The sequence below is a fragment of the Citrobacter sp. Igbk 17 genome, assembly GCF_028069775.1.
Lineage (GTDB): Bacteria > Pseudomonadota > Gammaproteobacteria > Enterobacterales > Enterobacteriaceae > Citrobacter.
On sequence record NZ_JANEWI010000002.1, the window covers coordinates 33,138 to 49,343 of the forward strand.

Annotated in this window: 9 protein-coding genes; 3 read left to right on the plus strand and 6 right to left on the minus strand. The window is 53.6% G+C overall.

From position 1 onward, the window contains the following. Nucleotides 1–144 precede the first annotated feature (144 nt). Nucleotides 145–1,461 carry a gluconate transporter gene (gntT, locus tag NNO08_RS01345; protein ID WP_271454339.1) on the plus strand — a complete coding sequence of 439 codons (1,317 nt, stop codon included), beginning with the start codon at nucleotides 145–147 and terminating at the stop codon, nucleotides 1,459–1,461. A 123-nt stretch (nucleotides 1,462–1,584) separates the two neighbouring features. Here gntT and malQ read toward each other — a convergent pair whose 3' ends face one another. Together malQ and malP are read right to left on the minus strand one after the other, a co-directional pair. Beyond that, nucleotides 1,585–3,672 carry a 4-alpha-glucanotransferase gene (malQ, locus tag NNO08_RS01350; protein ID WP_271441384.1) on the minus strand — a complete coding sequence of 696 codons (2,088 nt, stop codon included), beginning with the start codon at nucleotides 3,670–3,672 and terminating at the stop codon, nucleotides 1,585–1,587. A gap of 9 nt (nucleotides 3,673–3,681) precedes the next feature. Next, nucleotides 3,682–6,075: a maltodextrin phosphorylase gene (malP, locus tag NNO08_RS01355; protein WP_271456026.1), complete on the minus strand. Its 2,394-nt coding sequence runs from the start codon at nucleotides 6,073–6,075 to the stop codon at nucleotides 3,682–3,684. A gap of 627 nt (nucleotides 6,076–6,702) precedes the next feature. Between malP and malT the strand changes: the two genes are divergently transcribed. Then, on the plus strand, nucleotides 6,703–9,408 hold the full coding sequence (malT, locus tag NNO08_RS01360) for an HTH-type transcriptional regulator MalT (protein WP_202037548.1): 2,706 nt from the start codon (nucleotides 6,703–6,705) through the stop codon (nucleotides 9,406–9,408). A gap of 41 nt (nucleotides 9,409–9,449) precedes the next feature. On the opposite strand, the gene NNO08_RS01365 is transcribed toward malT, so the two are convergent. From NNO08_RS01365 to glpE, 3 genes are all read right to left on the minus strand, one after another. Continuing rightward, nucleotides 9,450–10,208, minus strand: coding sequence for a DeoR/GlpR family transcriptional regulator (locus NNO08_RS01365; protein WP_003023499.1), 759 nt, complete (start codon nucleotides 10,206–10,208; stop codon nucleotides 9,450–9,452). Between the two features lie 15 nt (nucleotides 10,209–10,223). Further along, nucleotides 10,224–11,054: a rhomboid family intramembrane serine protease GlpG gene (glpG, locus tag NNO08_RS01370; RefSeq protein ID WP_271441382.1), complete on the minus strand. Its 831-nt coding sequence runs from the start codon at nucleotides 11,052–11,054 to the stop codon at nucleotides 10,224–10,226. A 75-nt stretch (nucleotides 11,055–11,129) separates the two neighbouring features. Next, nucleotides 11,130–11,456, minus strand: coding sequence for a thiosulfate sulfurtransferase GlpE (gene glpE, locus NNO08_RS01375; protein ID WP_006687428.1), 327 nt, complete (start codon nucleotides 11,454–11,456; stop codon nucleotides 11,130–11,132). A 202-nt stretch (nucleotides 11,457–11,658) separates the two neighbouring features. Between glpE and glpD the strand changes: the two genes are divergently transcribed. Further along, entirely contained in the window at nucleotides 11,659–13,167 is a 1,509-nt protein-coding gene (gene glpD / locus NNO08_RS01380) for a glycerol-3-phosphate dehydrogenase (RefSeq protein ID WP_271441381.1), read from the plus strand. 583 nt (nucleotides 13,168–13,750) lie between these two features. Here the strand turns inward: glpD and glgP are convergent. Continuing rightward, a complete protein-coding gene (gene glgP / locus NNO08_RS01385; protein ID WP_271441380.1) occupies nucleotides 13,751–16,198 on the minus strand; it encodes a glycogen phosphorylase in 2,448 nt (815 codons plus the stop codon). Nucleotides 16,199–16,206: the final 8 nt, after the last annotated feature.

The following is a 16,206-nucleotide window of genomic DNA, read 5'->3' on the forward strand; positions in this document are numbered from 1 at the left end:
GACGCATATAACAGCCAGCTAAACTGATTAGTTTTACAGGCAATCAGCATTGGTGCTGTGAATACTCTGTTCCCGGTCGGGACAATCGGAATTTGTCATCTAAACACTGACGTTACCCATAACAAAGTAAAGGCCAGGTAAATCATGCCATTAGTCATCGTTGCTATCGGTGTAATCTTGTTACTCCTCCTGATGATCCGTTTCAAAATGAACGGTTTCATCGCTCTCGTCCTGGTGGCGCTTGCTGTCGGATTGATGCAAGGGATGCCACTGGATAAAGTCATTGGTTCTATTAAAGCCGGTGTCGGCGGAACCCTTGGCAGCCTCGCCCTGATTATGGGTTTTGGCGCCATGCTGGGCAAAATGCTGGCAGACTGCGGCGGTGCGCAGCGCATTGCGACCACGCTGATTGCTAAATTCGGCAAAAAACACATTCAATGGGCGGTGGTCTTAACCGGCTTCACCGTTGGTTTTGCCCTGTTCTACGAAGTCGGCTTCGTGCTGATGCTGCCGCTGGTATTCACCATTGCTGCTGCTGCGAATATTCCGCTGCTGTACGTTGGTGTGCCGATGGCCGCTGCGCTGTCCGTGACTCACGGCTTCCTGCCGCCGCACCCGGGTCCGACCGCTATCGCGACCATTTTCCACGCCGATATGGGTAAAACCCTGCTGTTTGGTACGATTCTGGCAATCCCGACCGTCATTCTCGCAGGTCCGGTCTACGCTCGTTTCCTGAAAGGCATCGATAAGCCGATCCCGGAAGGTCTGTACAGCGCGAAAACCTTCACTGAAGAAGAAATGCCGGGCTTTGGCGTCAGCGTCTGGACCTCTCTGGTACCGGTCATTCTGATGGCCATGCGCGCCGTAGCAGAGATGATCCTGCCAAAAGGCCATGCTTTCCTGCCGGTTGCAGAATTCCTCGGTGACCCGGTTATGGCAACACTGATTGCCGTTCTGATTGCGATGTTCACGTTTGGTCTGAACCGTGGACGCTCGATGGATCAGATAAACGATACGCTGGTTTCCTCAATCAAAATTATCGCGATGATGCTGTTGATCATCGGTGGTGGCGGTGCCTTCAAACAGGTCCTGGTTGATAGCGGCGTCGACAAATACATCGCTTCAATGATGCACGGCTCTAACGTTTCTCCGCTGCTGATGGCATGGTCTATTGCTGCGGTACTGCGTATCGCACTGGGTTCTGCAACCGTTGCAGCAATCACTGCAGGTGGGATTGTGGCACCGCTGATCGCGACCACCGGCGTAAGCCCAGAGCTGATGGTTATCGCAGTAGGTTCCGGTTCCGTCATTTTCTCCCACGTGAACGATCCTGGCTTCTGGCTGTTCAAGGAGTACTTCAACCTGACCATCGGTGAAACCATTAAGTCATGGTCAATGCTGGAAACCATTATCTCCGTCTGCGGTCTGGTAGGGTGTCTGCTGCTGGGTATGGTGGTTTAATCGAGACGGCTTGTAGGCCGGATAAGGCAAAGCCGCCATCCGGCAGCCTGATGGCGCTACGCTTATCAGGCCTACATACTACGAGCTATCACCATAAAAAAGCCGGGGAAATCCCCGGCTTTTTTACTTTTTCTTCGCAGCCGCTTTTCGCCGTCTGTCCAAATCCTTAATCAGCTTGTTCACCCCTTCATTGGCAAACATCTGCTCAAGCGTGGCGGTAAGCTTACGCCGCCAGTTTTTGTACTGATCGCTGGTGCCCGGAATATTGACCGGTTCCGCCATATCCAGCCAGTCTTCCGGCTGTAGACCCAGGAGTGCACTGTTGCTGTCGGCGATATAACGCTGCATCCCACGATTGAGGATCGGCGTCATCGACATCAGCGATGCCTTATGCCCGGCACGTTTTGGCAGACAGCCGTACTTGTGCAGCGCATCCAGCAGCCCCTGCTTGGCCAGTTCCCGGTCCTGATACAACCCTCGCAGCACAACCTCATCCGGATACAGCCCCAGCGCTTTACCCAACGTCAGGTCGCCGCTGTCCCAATAGCCTTTAAGCGTAGGAAGGTCATGCGTCGCCGCGACTGCCATTGATTGTTCCGGGTACGCTTTTGGCGCGCGGAAATTCTTCTCATGGTCATTCTCAAAATAGAGCACCTTGTAGGAATACACACCGCTATCACGCAGTTTGCTGACAATCTCTACCGGCACAGTACCCAGATCTTCACCAATCACCATACAGTGATGGCGTTTACTTTCCAGCGCCAGAATAGAGAGTAGGTCATCAACCGGATAATGGACGTAGGCGCCGTGATCGGCAGTCTCTCCGTAGGGGATCCACCACAGGCGCAGCATCGACATCACATGATCGATACGCAACGCGCCGCAGTTCTGCATATTGGCACGCAGCAGTTCGATAAACGGTTCGTAGGCCCGTGCCGTGATGATGTGCGGATCCATCGGCGGCAGCCCCCAGTTTTGCCCAAGCGGCCCAAGAATATCCGGCGGCGCACCAACGGAGGCTTTCAGACAATACAGTTCACGGTCACACCAGGTCTCTGACCCACCTTCTGCCACACCAACTGCCAGATCACGATACAACCCAATCGGCATGGCAAAGCCCTGACTGGTTTCCCAGCAATCCGCAAATTGGGTATACGCCAGCCACTGCAGCCACAGGTAGAAATCCACCTCGTCACGATGCTCTGCGCAGAACTGTTTGACCTCCGGCGAATCTACCGACTGGAAAGCTTCCGGCCATACCGGCCATCCCCAGCGCAACGTATCCTCTTTCACCTGATGCGCATGCAGCGCATCAAAGGCTGCCTGCCAGTACAGGCTGTCGCCTTCCTGAGTCACAAACTGGCGAAATGCCGCCATCTGCTCATCATCACGAGCGGAGAAGCCTTTCCACGCCATGCGCAGCGCGGTCATCTTCAGTGCGGTAACGGCAGAATAATCAACCCATTCGGCATCCCGCGCACGTTGCAGGGCTTGCTGAGTTGTGGGTTTCAGCCACCAGCTTTGCGCCTCTTTGCTTAGATGAAAATCCTCCACTGCGTTGACGTCGATATAAATGACGTTCAACCAGCGACGCGAAGACGGACTGTACGGGCTGGCGCTCTCCGGATTCGCCGGATACAACGCATGAATCGGATTAAGACCGATAAACGCCCCTCCGCGTTTCGCCACGTCCACCAGCATGGTACGGAGATCGCCAAAGTCGCCAATCCCCCAGTTTTTCTCTGAACGCAGGGTGTAGAGCTGAACGCACGCGCCCCACAGTTTTTGCCCCTCCAGCAGCGCCTGCGGTTCATAGCAGCGCTTTGGCGCCACAATGACGCGACAGTGAGTGCGCAGCTCGCCCTGCGTCAATGTCAGCGTGTGATAGCCCTCCGGCAGTTTCGTCGGAAGGTGAAAAGATTTGCCGCCGGTGGCATGCCCTTTGTGCTGCACACCATCTTCAGTGGTCAGCAGCCAGCTAAACTCCCCGCAACCTTCAACCGCCAGTGGCATTTTCTTACCCGCGGTATACACCATGACATTGGGCACCGGCGTCACCGCCACCTGCGTGGCGGCGGTGGTGCGATGCATGGCTTCAAGCAAACGCCGCTTGGTTTCGGCACCAATAGACTGCGGTTTGCCGTGAGCGTTAATGTAATTGGGGCTGATCCCCGCCGCCAGCGCGGCATTATCCAGACGTTTGCTTTCCATCGCGATTCCTTAGCGTTTCGCCTGCCAGATACGAGCCTGATAATCGCGGATTGAGCGGTCTGAACTGAACATGCCGCAGCGCGCGGTATTCAGGATCGCCGCCCGCGTCCAGGCATCCTGGTCACGGTACAACACATCAACTTGCTTCTGGGCTTCAACGTAGGCCGCGAAGTCCGCCATCACCAGATACGGGTCACCGCCCTGCTTACCTATACTGTGCAGCATCTGGTCAAAAGCATGTTTATCGCCGTCGCTGTATTTACCGCTTTCAAGCTCCTTCAGAATCGCATCCAGCACTTTGTCTTTCTTACGCCATTTCACCGGGTCATAGCCTTTCGCTTTCAGCGCCTTCACCTCTTCCACCGTGTGGCCAAAGATAAAGATATTCTCATCGCCCACCTTCTCAGCGATTTCGACGTTAGCGCCATCCAGCGTACCCACCGTTAACGCGCCGTTCAGCGCCAGTTTCATGTTACCGGTGCCGGAGGCCTCTTTGCCCGCGGTCGAGATCTGCTCGGAGATATCCGCCGCTGGGATCAACATTTCCGCCGCCGAGACGCAGTAATCCGGCAGGAACACAACCTTCAACTTATCGCCAACTTTCGGGTCGTTATTGATGGTTTCCGCTACCTTGTTGATGGCGAAAATGATGTTCTTCGCCAGGTAGTAACCCGGTGCCGCTTTTGCGCCAAACAGGAATACGCGCGGTACACGATCCGCCTGCGGGTTTTCACGGATTTCTTTGTACAATGCCAGAATGTGCAGCAGGTTCAGGTGCTGGCGTTTGTACTCATGCAGACGCTTGATCTGAATATCAAAAATCGCGTTAGTCGTTATCTCAATACCGGTACGCGCTTTAATAAACTTCACCAGTCGCGCTTTGTTCGCCAGCTTGATGTCGCGGTACTGCTGACGGAATTTCGCATCGTCGGCGTATTTTTCCAGGTTAATCAGTTGGTCTAGATCGTTGGCCCACTCTTTTTTCAGCGACTTATCCAGCAGTGCTGCAAGCGCCGGGTTGCACTGCTTGATCCAACGACGCGGGGTAATCCCGTTAGTCACATTATGGAATTTGTTCGGCCACAGCTGGTGGTATTCCGGGAACAGATCTTTCACCACCAGATCAGAGTGCAGCGCCGCCACACCATTAACCGCAAAGCCGCTGACCACGCACATGTTGGCCATACGTACCTGTTTGTTGTGCACCACCGCCAGTTTCGCCCAAACGGCGGCATCGCCTGGCCAGGTTTTATCGACCAGTTTCTTAAAGCGGTCATTAATCTCTTTGATGATTTGCATATGACGCGGCAGCAGCGCCTTCACCAGCTTCTCATCCCAGCACTCAAGCGCTTCAGGCATCAGAGTATGGTTGGTGTAAGCAAACGTCTTGCTGGTGATCGCCCATGCATCGTCCCAGCTCATCTGGTGCTCATCAATCAGCACGCGCAGCAGTTCAGGGATCGCAATAGTCGGGTGGGTGTCGTTCAGTTGAATAACTTCGTAGTCGGCCAGTTCGTGCAGCTTACGTCCCGCCAGATGATGACGGCGCAGAATGTCTGCCACGGAGCAGGCACACTGGAAGTACTGCTGCATCAGGCGCAGCTTTTTACCTGCCGTATGGTTATCGTTCGGGTACAGCACTTTCGTCAGTTTTTCGGCGTCGATCCCCTGCTGTTCCGCACGCAGGAAATCACCGTCATTAAATTTGGTCAGGTTAAACGGGTGCGCATGAGTGGCCTGCCACAGGCGGAGCGGTTGTGCCACGCCGTTGCGGTAGCCCAGTACTGGCAGGTCCCAGGCCTGACCGGTGATGGTGAATCCCGGTTCCCAGCGCCCGTCTTTGGTAACTTTACCGCCAATCCCGACTTGCACATCCAGTGCTTCATTGTGGCGGAACCACGGGTAGCTGCCGCGATGCCAGTCATCCGGCGCTTCCATCTGTTGACCATCAGCAAATGACTGACGGAACAAACCGTACTGATAGTTGAGGCCGTAACCCGTCGCCGACTGGCCAACCGTTGCCATCGAATCGAGGAAACACGCTGCCAGACGCCCCAGCCCCCCGTTCCCCAACGCCGGATCGGTTTCTTCTTCCAGCAAGTCGGTCAGGTTGATGTCGTGTGCTTTCAGCTCGTCGCTCACCGCCTGATACCAGCCCAGATTGAGCAAGTTGTTCCCCGTCAGACGACCAATCAAAAACTCCATTGAGATGTAGTTAACATGACGCTGATTTTTTGCCGGTTTCACCGCAGGCTGGGCACTGAGTAATTCAGCCAACGCCCCACTCACGGCCTGCCACCACTGGCGCGACGTCATTTCGTGAGCCGACGATAAACCGAAGCGCTGCCACTGACGTGTCAGGGCAGCCTGAAATTGATCTTTGTTGAAAGTAGGCTGTGACATAGGGATTCCAGGTCCTTAGGTAATAAACAACGTTATCGCTAGTTTGCCAGGCTCGTTGTTGACCTTCCTCATCCTGCCAGGGATTAGACAGGGAGGAGGAGCGGGGATGAGCGTTAAAATGTGATCGCCGCCACTTTAAGAGGGGAATTATGGCCGATAAATACGCAGGCTCTCCGCATACCCCTGAAATGCATCGCGGTTTTCGCATTAATCAAAAGAGATTATCCAGACAATATCAAACAGGAAGATGACATTTAGAAAAAATATGTAAACGAAGAAATAGTTTCTAACCTGAAATACATATTCTGCTTGAGATATTTCACATGAAAGTTTTAAGTCGAGCACAAAATTCATCGATTTTTATTCATCGCCACAGTAGCCACATTAAAAAAGAGGAATTGTTCCACCCCGTAAAAATAACGCTGGATCCAGTCACCATGCCTGTTGCGACTCTTTAAAACAATTATTGCAATAGATGTATAGATTTGTGACATAGTGCAAAATCAGACACACAAAAAGTCCGCTTAGCTTGCAATAAATCCCGATCTGGCCGACCTTATATCTATTAATTACGAAGCGCAAAAAAAATCGTTTTCCCCCATATTCACACAGTGAAGTGACTAACTTATGTTGATTCCGTCTAAATTAAGTCGTCCGGTTCGACTCGACCATACGGTGGTTCGTGAGCGCCTGCTGGCTAAACTTTCCGGCGCGAACAATTTCAGGCTTGCCCTGATAACAAGTCCTGCTGGTTATGGAAAAACAACGCTTGTTTCACAATGGGCGGCGGGGAAGAACGAATTAGGCTGGTACTCCCTGGATGAAGGCGATAACCAGCAAGAGCGCTTCGCCAGCTATTTGATTGCGGCAATCCAACAGGCGACCGGTGGGCACTGCACCACCAGCGAAGCCATGGTGCAAAAACGCCAGTATGCCAGCCTGACCTCACTGTTTGCCCAGCTGTTCATTGAACTGGCGGAGTGGCATCGTCCACTCTATCTGGTCGTGGATGATTATCATCTGATCTCCAATCCAGCCATCCACGAAGCAATGCGTTTTTTCCTGCGCCATCAGCCGGAAAATCTGACGTTAGTCGTGCTGTCGCGTAACCTACCACAACTGGGCATTGCCAACCTGCGCGTACGCGATCAACTGCTGGAAATCGGCAGCCAGCAGCTGGCCTTTAACCACCAGGAAGCCAAACAATTTTTTGACCGCCGCCTGTCCTCCCCGATTGAGGCTGCGGAAAGTAGCCGCATGTGCGATGACGTTGCAGGCTGGGCCACGGCGTTACAGCTGATCGCCCTATCTGCCCGTCAGAACAACCATTCTGCCCACCAGTCGGCACGACGTCTGGCCGGTATCAACGCCAGCCATTTATCCGATTATCTGGTCGATGAAGTCCTGGACAGCGTCGATATCGGAACCCGTCATTTCCTGCTAAAAAGCGCCATCCTGCGCTCGATGAACGATGCGCTGATTGTTCGGGTCACGGGCGAAGAAAACGGCCAAATGCGGCTGGAGGAAATTGAGCGGCAGGGATTATTCCTGCAGCGGATGGATGATGTCGGCGAATGGTTTAGCTATCACCCGCTATTTGGCAGCTTTTTACGCCAGCGTTGTCAGTGGGAGTTAGCTACCGAACTTCCTGAAATACACCGCGCCGCCGCTGAAAGCTGGATGGCGCAAGGTTTTCCGACCGAAGCCATCCACCACGCGCTGGCGGCAGGTGACGCCCATATGCTGCGCGATATTCTGCTGAACCATGCGTGGGGACTGTTTAACCACAGCGAACTGGCATTACTTGAAGAATCATTGAAAGCTCTGCCGTGGGAAAGCCTGCTGGAAAATCCACGCCTGGTGCTGCTGCAGGCCTGGCTGATGCAAAGCCAACACCGCTACAGCGAAGTTAACACCCTGCTGGCTCGCGCAGAGCAGGAAATGAAAGGCGATATGGAACAGACGCTACATGCCGAATTTAACGCTTTGCGTGCGCAGGTAGCGATTAACGACGGCAACCCGGACGAGGCAGAACGTCTGGCAAAACTGGCACTGGATGAATTACCGATTGCCTGGTTTTATAGTCGTATCGTTGCCACGTCAGTGCACGGTGAAGTCCTGCACTGTAAAGGCGATCTCACGCGTTCTCTGGCGTTGATGCAGCAAACAGAGCAAATGGCGCGTCATCATGACGTCTGGCATTACGCGCTGTGGAGTCTGATCCAACAAAGCGAAATTTTATTTGCCCAGGGCTTTTTACAGGCTGCCTGGGAGACGCAGGAAAAAGCGTTCCAGCTGATTAAAGAGCAGCATCTGGAACAGCTGCCGATGCACGAATTTCTGGTGCGTATACGGGCGCAACTCCTGTGGGCATGGGCGCGTCTGGATGAATCAGAGGCCTCTGCCCGCAGCGGCATTGAACTGCTTGCAACCTTCCAGCCGCAGCAACAGCTTCAGTGCCTGGCGCTGCTGGTTCAGTGTTCACTGGCTCGGGGCGATCTTGATAACGCTCGCAGCCTGCTCAACCGTCTGGAAAACCTGCTGGGCAACGGCCACTATCACAGCGACTGGATCTCCAACGCCGATAAGGTGCGCGTCATTTACTGGCAAATGGTCGGTGACAAAAACTCCGCCGCCAACTGGCTGCGCCACACGCCGAAACCAGAATTCGCTAACAACCACTTCCTGCAAAGCCAGTGGCGTAACATCGCCCGCGCGCAGATCCTGCTGGGTGAGTTTGAACCGGCAGAAATTGTGCTGGAAGAACTAAACGAAAATGCGCGTAACCTGCGCCTGATGAGCGATCTTAACCGTAACCTGCTGCTGCTTAACCAGTTGTACTGGCAAGCGGGGCGTAAAAATGATGCACAGCGGGTGTTGCTCGATGCCCTGCAACTGGCGAACCGCACCGGGTTCATCAGCCACTTTGTGATCGAAGGCGAGGCCATGGCGCAGCAGCTACGCCAGCTGATTCAGCTCAACACATTACCGGAACTTGAGCAGCATCGTGCGCAGCGTATTTTGCGCGAGATTAACCAGCATCACCGCCACAAATTCGCCCACTTTGATGAAGGGTTCGTTGAACGCCTGCTCACCCACCCGGACGTCCCGGAGCTGATCCGTACCAGCCCGCTGACCCAACGTGAATGGCAGGTTCTCGGTCTGATTTATTCTGGCTACAGCAACGAGCAGATTGCCGGTGAGCTGGCTGTTGCTGCGACGACCATTAAGACGCATATCCGCAACTTGTACCAAAAACTTGGCGTGGCGCACCGCCAGGATGCGGTGCAACATGCGCAGAAGCTGCTGAAAATGATGGGGTATGGCGTTTAGTTAACGCCTGATGCGCGACGCGTATCAGGCCTGGAATTCGCTTAGCACAGCTCTAACTGGATATGATGGTCAGCAATGACCTGCATCACGCCAGCAGGCGGCAGCGTGTCGGTATATACCGCATCGACCATGCTGATACTGCCCATGTTCACCATCGCATTACGACCAAACTTCGAATGATCCACCACCAGCATCACATGACGTGAATTCTCAATAATGGCGCGTTTGGTGCGAACTTCGTGATAATCAAACTCCAGCAGCGAACCATCGCTGTCGATACCGCTTATCCCTAAGATGCCAAAGTCCAGACGGAACTGTGAAATAAAGTCGAGGGTCGCTTCGCCCATAATCCCACCATCGCGGCTTCGCAGTTCGCCACCGGCCAGAATAATGCGGAAGTCCTCTTTTGCCATCAGCGTATTCGCCACATTGAGATTGTTGGTCACAATGCGCAGGTTGCTGTGATTAAGCAGCGCATGAGCGACCGCTTCCGGCGTGGTGCCAATGTCGATAAACAGCGTGGAGCCGTTCGGGATCTGCGTGGCAACTTTACGGGCAATACGCTCTTTTTCCGCCGTCTGTGTCGCCTTACGGTCATGCCACGGGGTATTCACAGAACTGGACGGCAACGCTGCGCCGCCATGATGGCGCAGAATCATGTTCTGATCGGCCAGATCGTTGAGATCCCGGCGAATCGTTTGTGGGCTGACGGAGAAATGCTCCACCAGCTCTTCGGTGCTGACATATCCCTGTTTTTTTACCAGCTCGATGATCGCGTCATGTCGTTGTGTTTGCTTCATTATTGTTCCCTGAAATTACGTTCGTTTTCGCACATGAATAGTATCGGCAAACGCCATTGCCAGACCCACAGCCAACCCGGCGATATGAGCGCCATTCGCCATCGACATGCCGAATAGATCAAACCAGCCGGCAACAATCCAGATCAAAGCAAAGATAATCAAACCACGCTGCAGGAAAATACCGCTTTGCGGATCACGCTCGCCGCGCAACCACACATAGCCCATCAGCGCATATACCACGCCAGACAACCCACCAAACCACGGGCCGCTAAATTTCTGCTGAACATAGCCACTCAACAGGGCGCTGATCACGGTAATAACAATCAGTTTTCCACTACCCAGACGCTTTTCAACCGCACCGCCGAGATACCACCACCACAACAGGTTGAACAGAATGTGCATCAGAGAGAAGTGCATAAACGCGTGGGTGAAATAACGCCAGAATTCAAATTTCAGCGTAGGATCAAACGGCCATGCCAGCCAGAGCATAACCGCCTGGTCACCCATCACATTCATTGCGATAAACACCAGCACACACGCGGCCATCACCGCCCAGGTCACCGGACCCGCACGTTCGCGTAACGTGGCAAGAAACGGATAGCGTTGATAGCGCAAACCACTGTCGGTCTGGCCCGACTGCCAGCTTGCCGCCAGATAACGCGGATCGCCCGGATTCTCCAGAAAACGCGCCAGTTCAGCCCGCACGCGCTCGGCCTGGGACTCATCCGCCAGCCAGACATCCGTTTGCTGATGTTGTTGAATCGTCAGAATAACGCCCTGTGTCGCCATGTAATCAACAAACGCCTGCGCCACGCGGGGGTTAGCAAAAGAGGTAATCATCAACATTGTTGCTGTCGCTTCATCCACACAAAAGAGGACAGTATATAGACCCAGCCTGTTTCAGGCTGCATCTTTGTTAGCTTACGAACCGTATGCCACTTCTGCAGGAAAATGTCGATGCCAGGCATCAAAGCCGCCGTCGACGCTGTAAACCGCATCATAACCTTGCTGAAGCAGATACTGCGCCGCACCTTTACTGCTGTTGCCGTGATAGCACATCACCATCACGGCGGTATCGAAATCGTGGTCACGCATAAACGTCCCCAGCGTATCGTTCGTCAGATGAAACGCCTGGGGCGCGTGACCCATCGCATAACTTTGCGGATCGCGAATATCCACCAGCACCGCCATTCCGTGCAGTAGTTTCTGATGGGCTTCTTCGACATTGATACATTCAAACTGATCCATGGTGTTCTCTTTTTAAGTTCTACTTATGTTCTGGCAGGTAACCAATATTACCCTCCAGTGTACGTTGCCTGAGCAGGTAAACGCCATAATGTTATATGTATCACTGTAAATTGTTTATCCGATGTTACCAATGGCGCGATTCTTTGCTATTATGCTCGATAACGAACATTAATGAGCTATAACGAAAGTGCGAGAGGCCAGCATGGAAACCAAAGATCTGATTGTGATAGGTGGAGGCATCAACGGTGCCGGTATCGCGGCAGATGCCGCTGGACGCGGTTTATCCGTGCTGATGCTGGAAGCACAGGATTTAGCCTGCGCGACCTCCTCCGCCAGTTCCAAACTCATCCACGGTGGCCTGCGCTACCTGGAACACTACGAATTCCGCCTGGTTAGCGAAGCGCTGGCCGAACGTGAAGTGCTGTTGAAAATGGCACCGCATATCGCCTTCCCAATGCGCTTTCGCCTGCCCCACCGCCCGCACCTGCGTCCGGCATGGATGATCCGTATTGGTCTGTTTATGTACGATCATCTGGGCAAACGCACCAGTTTGCCGGGCTCGACCGGTTTGCGTTTTGGCGCGGATTCCGTAATGAAACCCGAGATTGTGCGCGGTTTCGAATATTCTGACTGCTGGGTAGACGATGCACGTCTGGTTTTGGCAAACGCCCAAATGGTGGTGCGTAAAGGTGGGGAAGTATTAACCCGTACCCGCGCAACCTCCGCTCGCCGTGAAAACGGTCTGTGGGTTGTTGAAGCTGAAGATATCGATACCGGTAAAAAACACACCTGGCAGGCGCGCGGTCTGGTAAACGCCACCGGCCCGTGGGTAAAAGAGTTCTTCGACGACGGCATGCACCTGCCATCACCATACGGTATCCGCCTGATTAAAGGCAGCCACATTGTGGTGCCGCGCGTGCATACCCAGAAGCAGGCGTACATCCTGCAAAACGAAGATAAACGTATTGTGTTTGTTATCCCATGGATGGATGAGTTCTCGATTATCGGGACGACCGACGTGGAGTACAAAGGCGATCCCAAAGCGGTGAAAATTGATGAAAGCGAAATCAATTACCTGCTGAAAGTCTACAACGCTCACTTTAAGAAACAGCTGGGCCGTGACGATATCGTCTGGACCTATTCAGGTGTGCGTCCGCTGTGCGATGACGAATCAGACTCACCACAGGCTATCACCCGTGATTACACGTTGGATATCCATGATGAAAACGGCAAAGCTCCGCTGTTGTCCGTCTTCGGCGGCAAGTTGACGACCTACCGTAAACTGGCCGAACACGCGATGGAAAAACTGTCGTCTTACTATCAGGGCATTGGGCCAGCATGGACCAAAGAGTGCATCCTGCCAGGCGGTGATATTGGTGGCGATCGTGAGGATTACGCGGCAAAACTGCGCCGTCGCTATCCGTTCCTGACCGAGTCGCTGGCGCGCCATTATTCACGCACCTATGGCAGCAACACGGAATGGATCATCGGCGAAGCGACTTCGGTTGCCGAGTTGGGCGAAGACTTTGGCCATGAATTCTATGAAGCCGAGCTGAAATACCTGGTCGAGCACGAGTGGGTTCGCCGTGCAGAAGATGCACTGTGGCGTCGTACGAAAGAAGGGATGTGGCTAAATGCCGAACAGCAGTCCCGCATGACACAGTGGCTGGCAGAATACGTTGAGAAACACCAGCTATCTCTGGCCTCCTGATAAAAATGCCGGATGGCGGCTAACGCCTTATCCGGCCTACAAAAGTAGATAAACGTAGGCCGGGCAAGCGAAGCGCCACCGGGTATTTTGCCGGATGGCGGCTAACGCCTTATCCGGCCTACAAGAGTAGATAAATGTAGGCCGGGCAAGCGAAGCGCCACCGGGTATTTTGCCGGATGGCGGCTAACGCCTTATCCGGCCTACAAGAGTAGATAAATGTAGGCCGGGCAAGCGAAGCGCCCCCGGGCATTTTGCCGGATGGCGGCTAACGCCTTATCCGGCCTACAAAAGTAGATAAATGTAGGCCGGGCAAGCGAAGCGCCCCCGGGCATTTTGCCGGATAGCGGCTATCGCCTTATCTGGCCTACAAAAGTAGATAAACGTAGGCCGGGCAAGCGAAGCGCCCCCGAGCATTTTGCCGGATGGCGGCTAGCGCCTTATCCGGCCTACAAGAGTAGATAAATGTAGGCCGGGCAAGCGAAGCGCCCCCAGGCATTTTGCCGGATAGCGGCTAACGCCTTATCCGGCCTACAAGAGTAGATAAATGTAGGCCGGGCAAGCGAAGCGCCCCCGGCATCGTGTGTTACAACCGCACCGAATCAATATGCCAGATGTTCTCGGCGTACTCTTTGATCGTCCTGTCCGATGAGAAGTAGCCCATATTGGCGATATTTATCATCGACTTCGTGGTCCACTCTTCCGGGTGGCGATACAGTTCGTCAACTTTGTCCTGGCAATCAACGTAGCTGCGATAGTCCGCCAGCACCTGATAGTGGTCACCAAAGTTAATCAGTGAGTCCACCAGGTCACGGTAGCGTCCCGGCTCCTCGGGGCTGAATACGCCACTGCCAATTTGCGTCAGCACCTGGTGCAGCTCTTCATCTTTCTCGTAATACTCACGCGGCTTGTAGCCCTGGCTACGTAAAGCCTCGACCTCTTCCGCCGTATTCCCGAAGATAAAGATATTTTCTGCGCCCACATGCTCCAGCATCTCAACGTTAGCACCATCCAGCGTGCCGATGGTCAGCGCACCGTTGAGAGCAAATTTCATATTACTGGTCCCGGAGGCTTCGGTCCCGGCCAGTGAGATTTGCTCAGACAGGTCGGCGGCAGGAATAATCACCTGCGCCAGGCTGACGCTGTAGTTAGGAATAAACACCACCTTCAGCTTATCGCCAATTTGCGGATCGTTATTGATCACTTTCGCGACGTCGTTGATCAGGTGAATGATGTGCTTCGCCATGTAATAAGCCGAAGCCGCCTTACCGGCAAAAATATTCACACGCGGCACCCACTCGGCATCAGGATCGGCCTTAATGCGGTTGTAGCGGGTAATCACATGCAGCACGTTCATCAACTGACGCTTGTACTCGTGAATACGCTTGATCTGCACATCAAACAGCGATTTCGGATTCACCACCACATTCAGCTGCTGTGCGATGAGCGTCGCCAGGCGCTTTTTGTTCTCCAGCTTCGCATGACGCACCGCCTGGTTCACCAGCGGGAAATCGCAGTGTTGTTCCAGTTCGCTGAGCTGACTGAGATCGGTGCGCCAGGTACGGCCAATGTTCTCATCCAGCACATTGGAAAGCGGCGGGTTCGCCAGCGCCAGCCAACGACGCGGTGTCACACCATTGGTAACGTTGCAAAAACGGGTTGGGAAGATATTTGCAAAATCAGCAAACAGCGACTGTACCATCAGGTTAGAGTGCAACTCCGACACACCGTTAACTTTGTGGCTCACCACGACGGCCAGCCACGCCATACGCACGCGACGGCCGTTCGACTCATCAATGATCGAAGTACGCCCCAACAGACCCGTATCGTTCGGATACTGCTCCTGCAGCGTTTTCAGGAAGTAATCGTTAATCTCAAAGATAATTTGCAGGTGGCGCGGCAGAATTTTACCCAGCATATCCACCGGCCAGGTTTCCAGCGCCTCGCTCATCAGCGTATGGTTGGTATACGAGAAGACCTGACAGCACACCTCAAAGGCATCGTCCCAGCTAAACTTGTGCTCATCAATCAGCAGACGCATCAGCTCAGGAATCGACAGCACCGGATGGGTGTCATTGAGGTGAATAGCAATTTTATCTGCCAGATTATCGTAGGTTTTGTGCAGTTGATAATGACGATTCAGAATGTCCTGCACCGTGGCGGAGACCAGGAAATACTCCTGACGCAAGCGCAGCTCGCGTCCCGAATAGGTGGAGTCATCTGGATACAGCACGCGGGAAACGTTCTCGGAATGGTTTTTATCTTCCACCGCCGCAAAGTAGTCGCCCTGATTGAATTTACCGAGGTTGATTTCGCTACTGGCCTGCGCATTCCACAGACGCAACGTGTTGGTGGCGTCTGTGTCGTAACCAGGGATAATTTGGTCATACGCCACCGCGAGGATCTCTTCGGTCTCAATCCAGCGCGTTTTCTTGCCTTCCTGCTGAATACGCCCACCAAAACGCACTTTGTAACGCGTATTGTGGCGTTTAAATTCCCACGGGTTACCGTATTCCAGCCAGTAGTCCGGCGACTCTTTCTGTCGGCCATCGACAATGTTCTGTTTGAACATCCCGTAGTCATAGCGAATACCGTAACCGCGTCCCGGCAGGCCCAGCGTTGCCAGAGAGTCAAGGAAGCAGGCCGCCAGACGACCAAGGCCACCGTTACCAAGACCAGGGTCGTTCTCTTCGTCAATCAGATCTTCAAGATCCAGCCCCATGCCTTCCAGCGCATTTTTGACATCATCATAAATACCCAATGATAACAGTGCATTGGAAAGCGTGCGGCCAATCAGGAACTCCATAGACAGGTAATAGACCTGGCGAGTTTCCTGGGATAATTGCGCACGATTAGAACGCAGCCAGCGCTCCACGAGACGATCGCGCACCGCGAACAATGTGGCGTTCAGCCACTCATGTTTATTGGCAATGACCGGGTCTTTACCAATCGTGAACATCAGCTTGTAGGCAATAGAATGCTTAAGTGCCTCTACGCTGAGTGTGGGCGATGCATAAGTAAATGGAGCATTCATATAGGTGA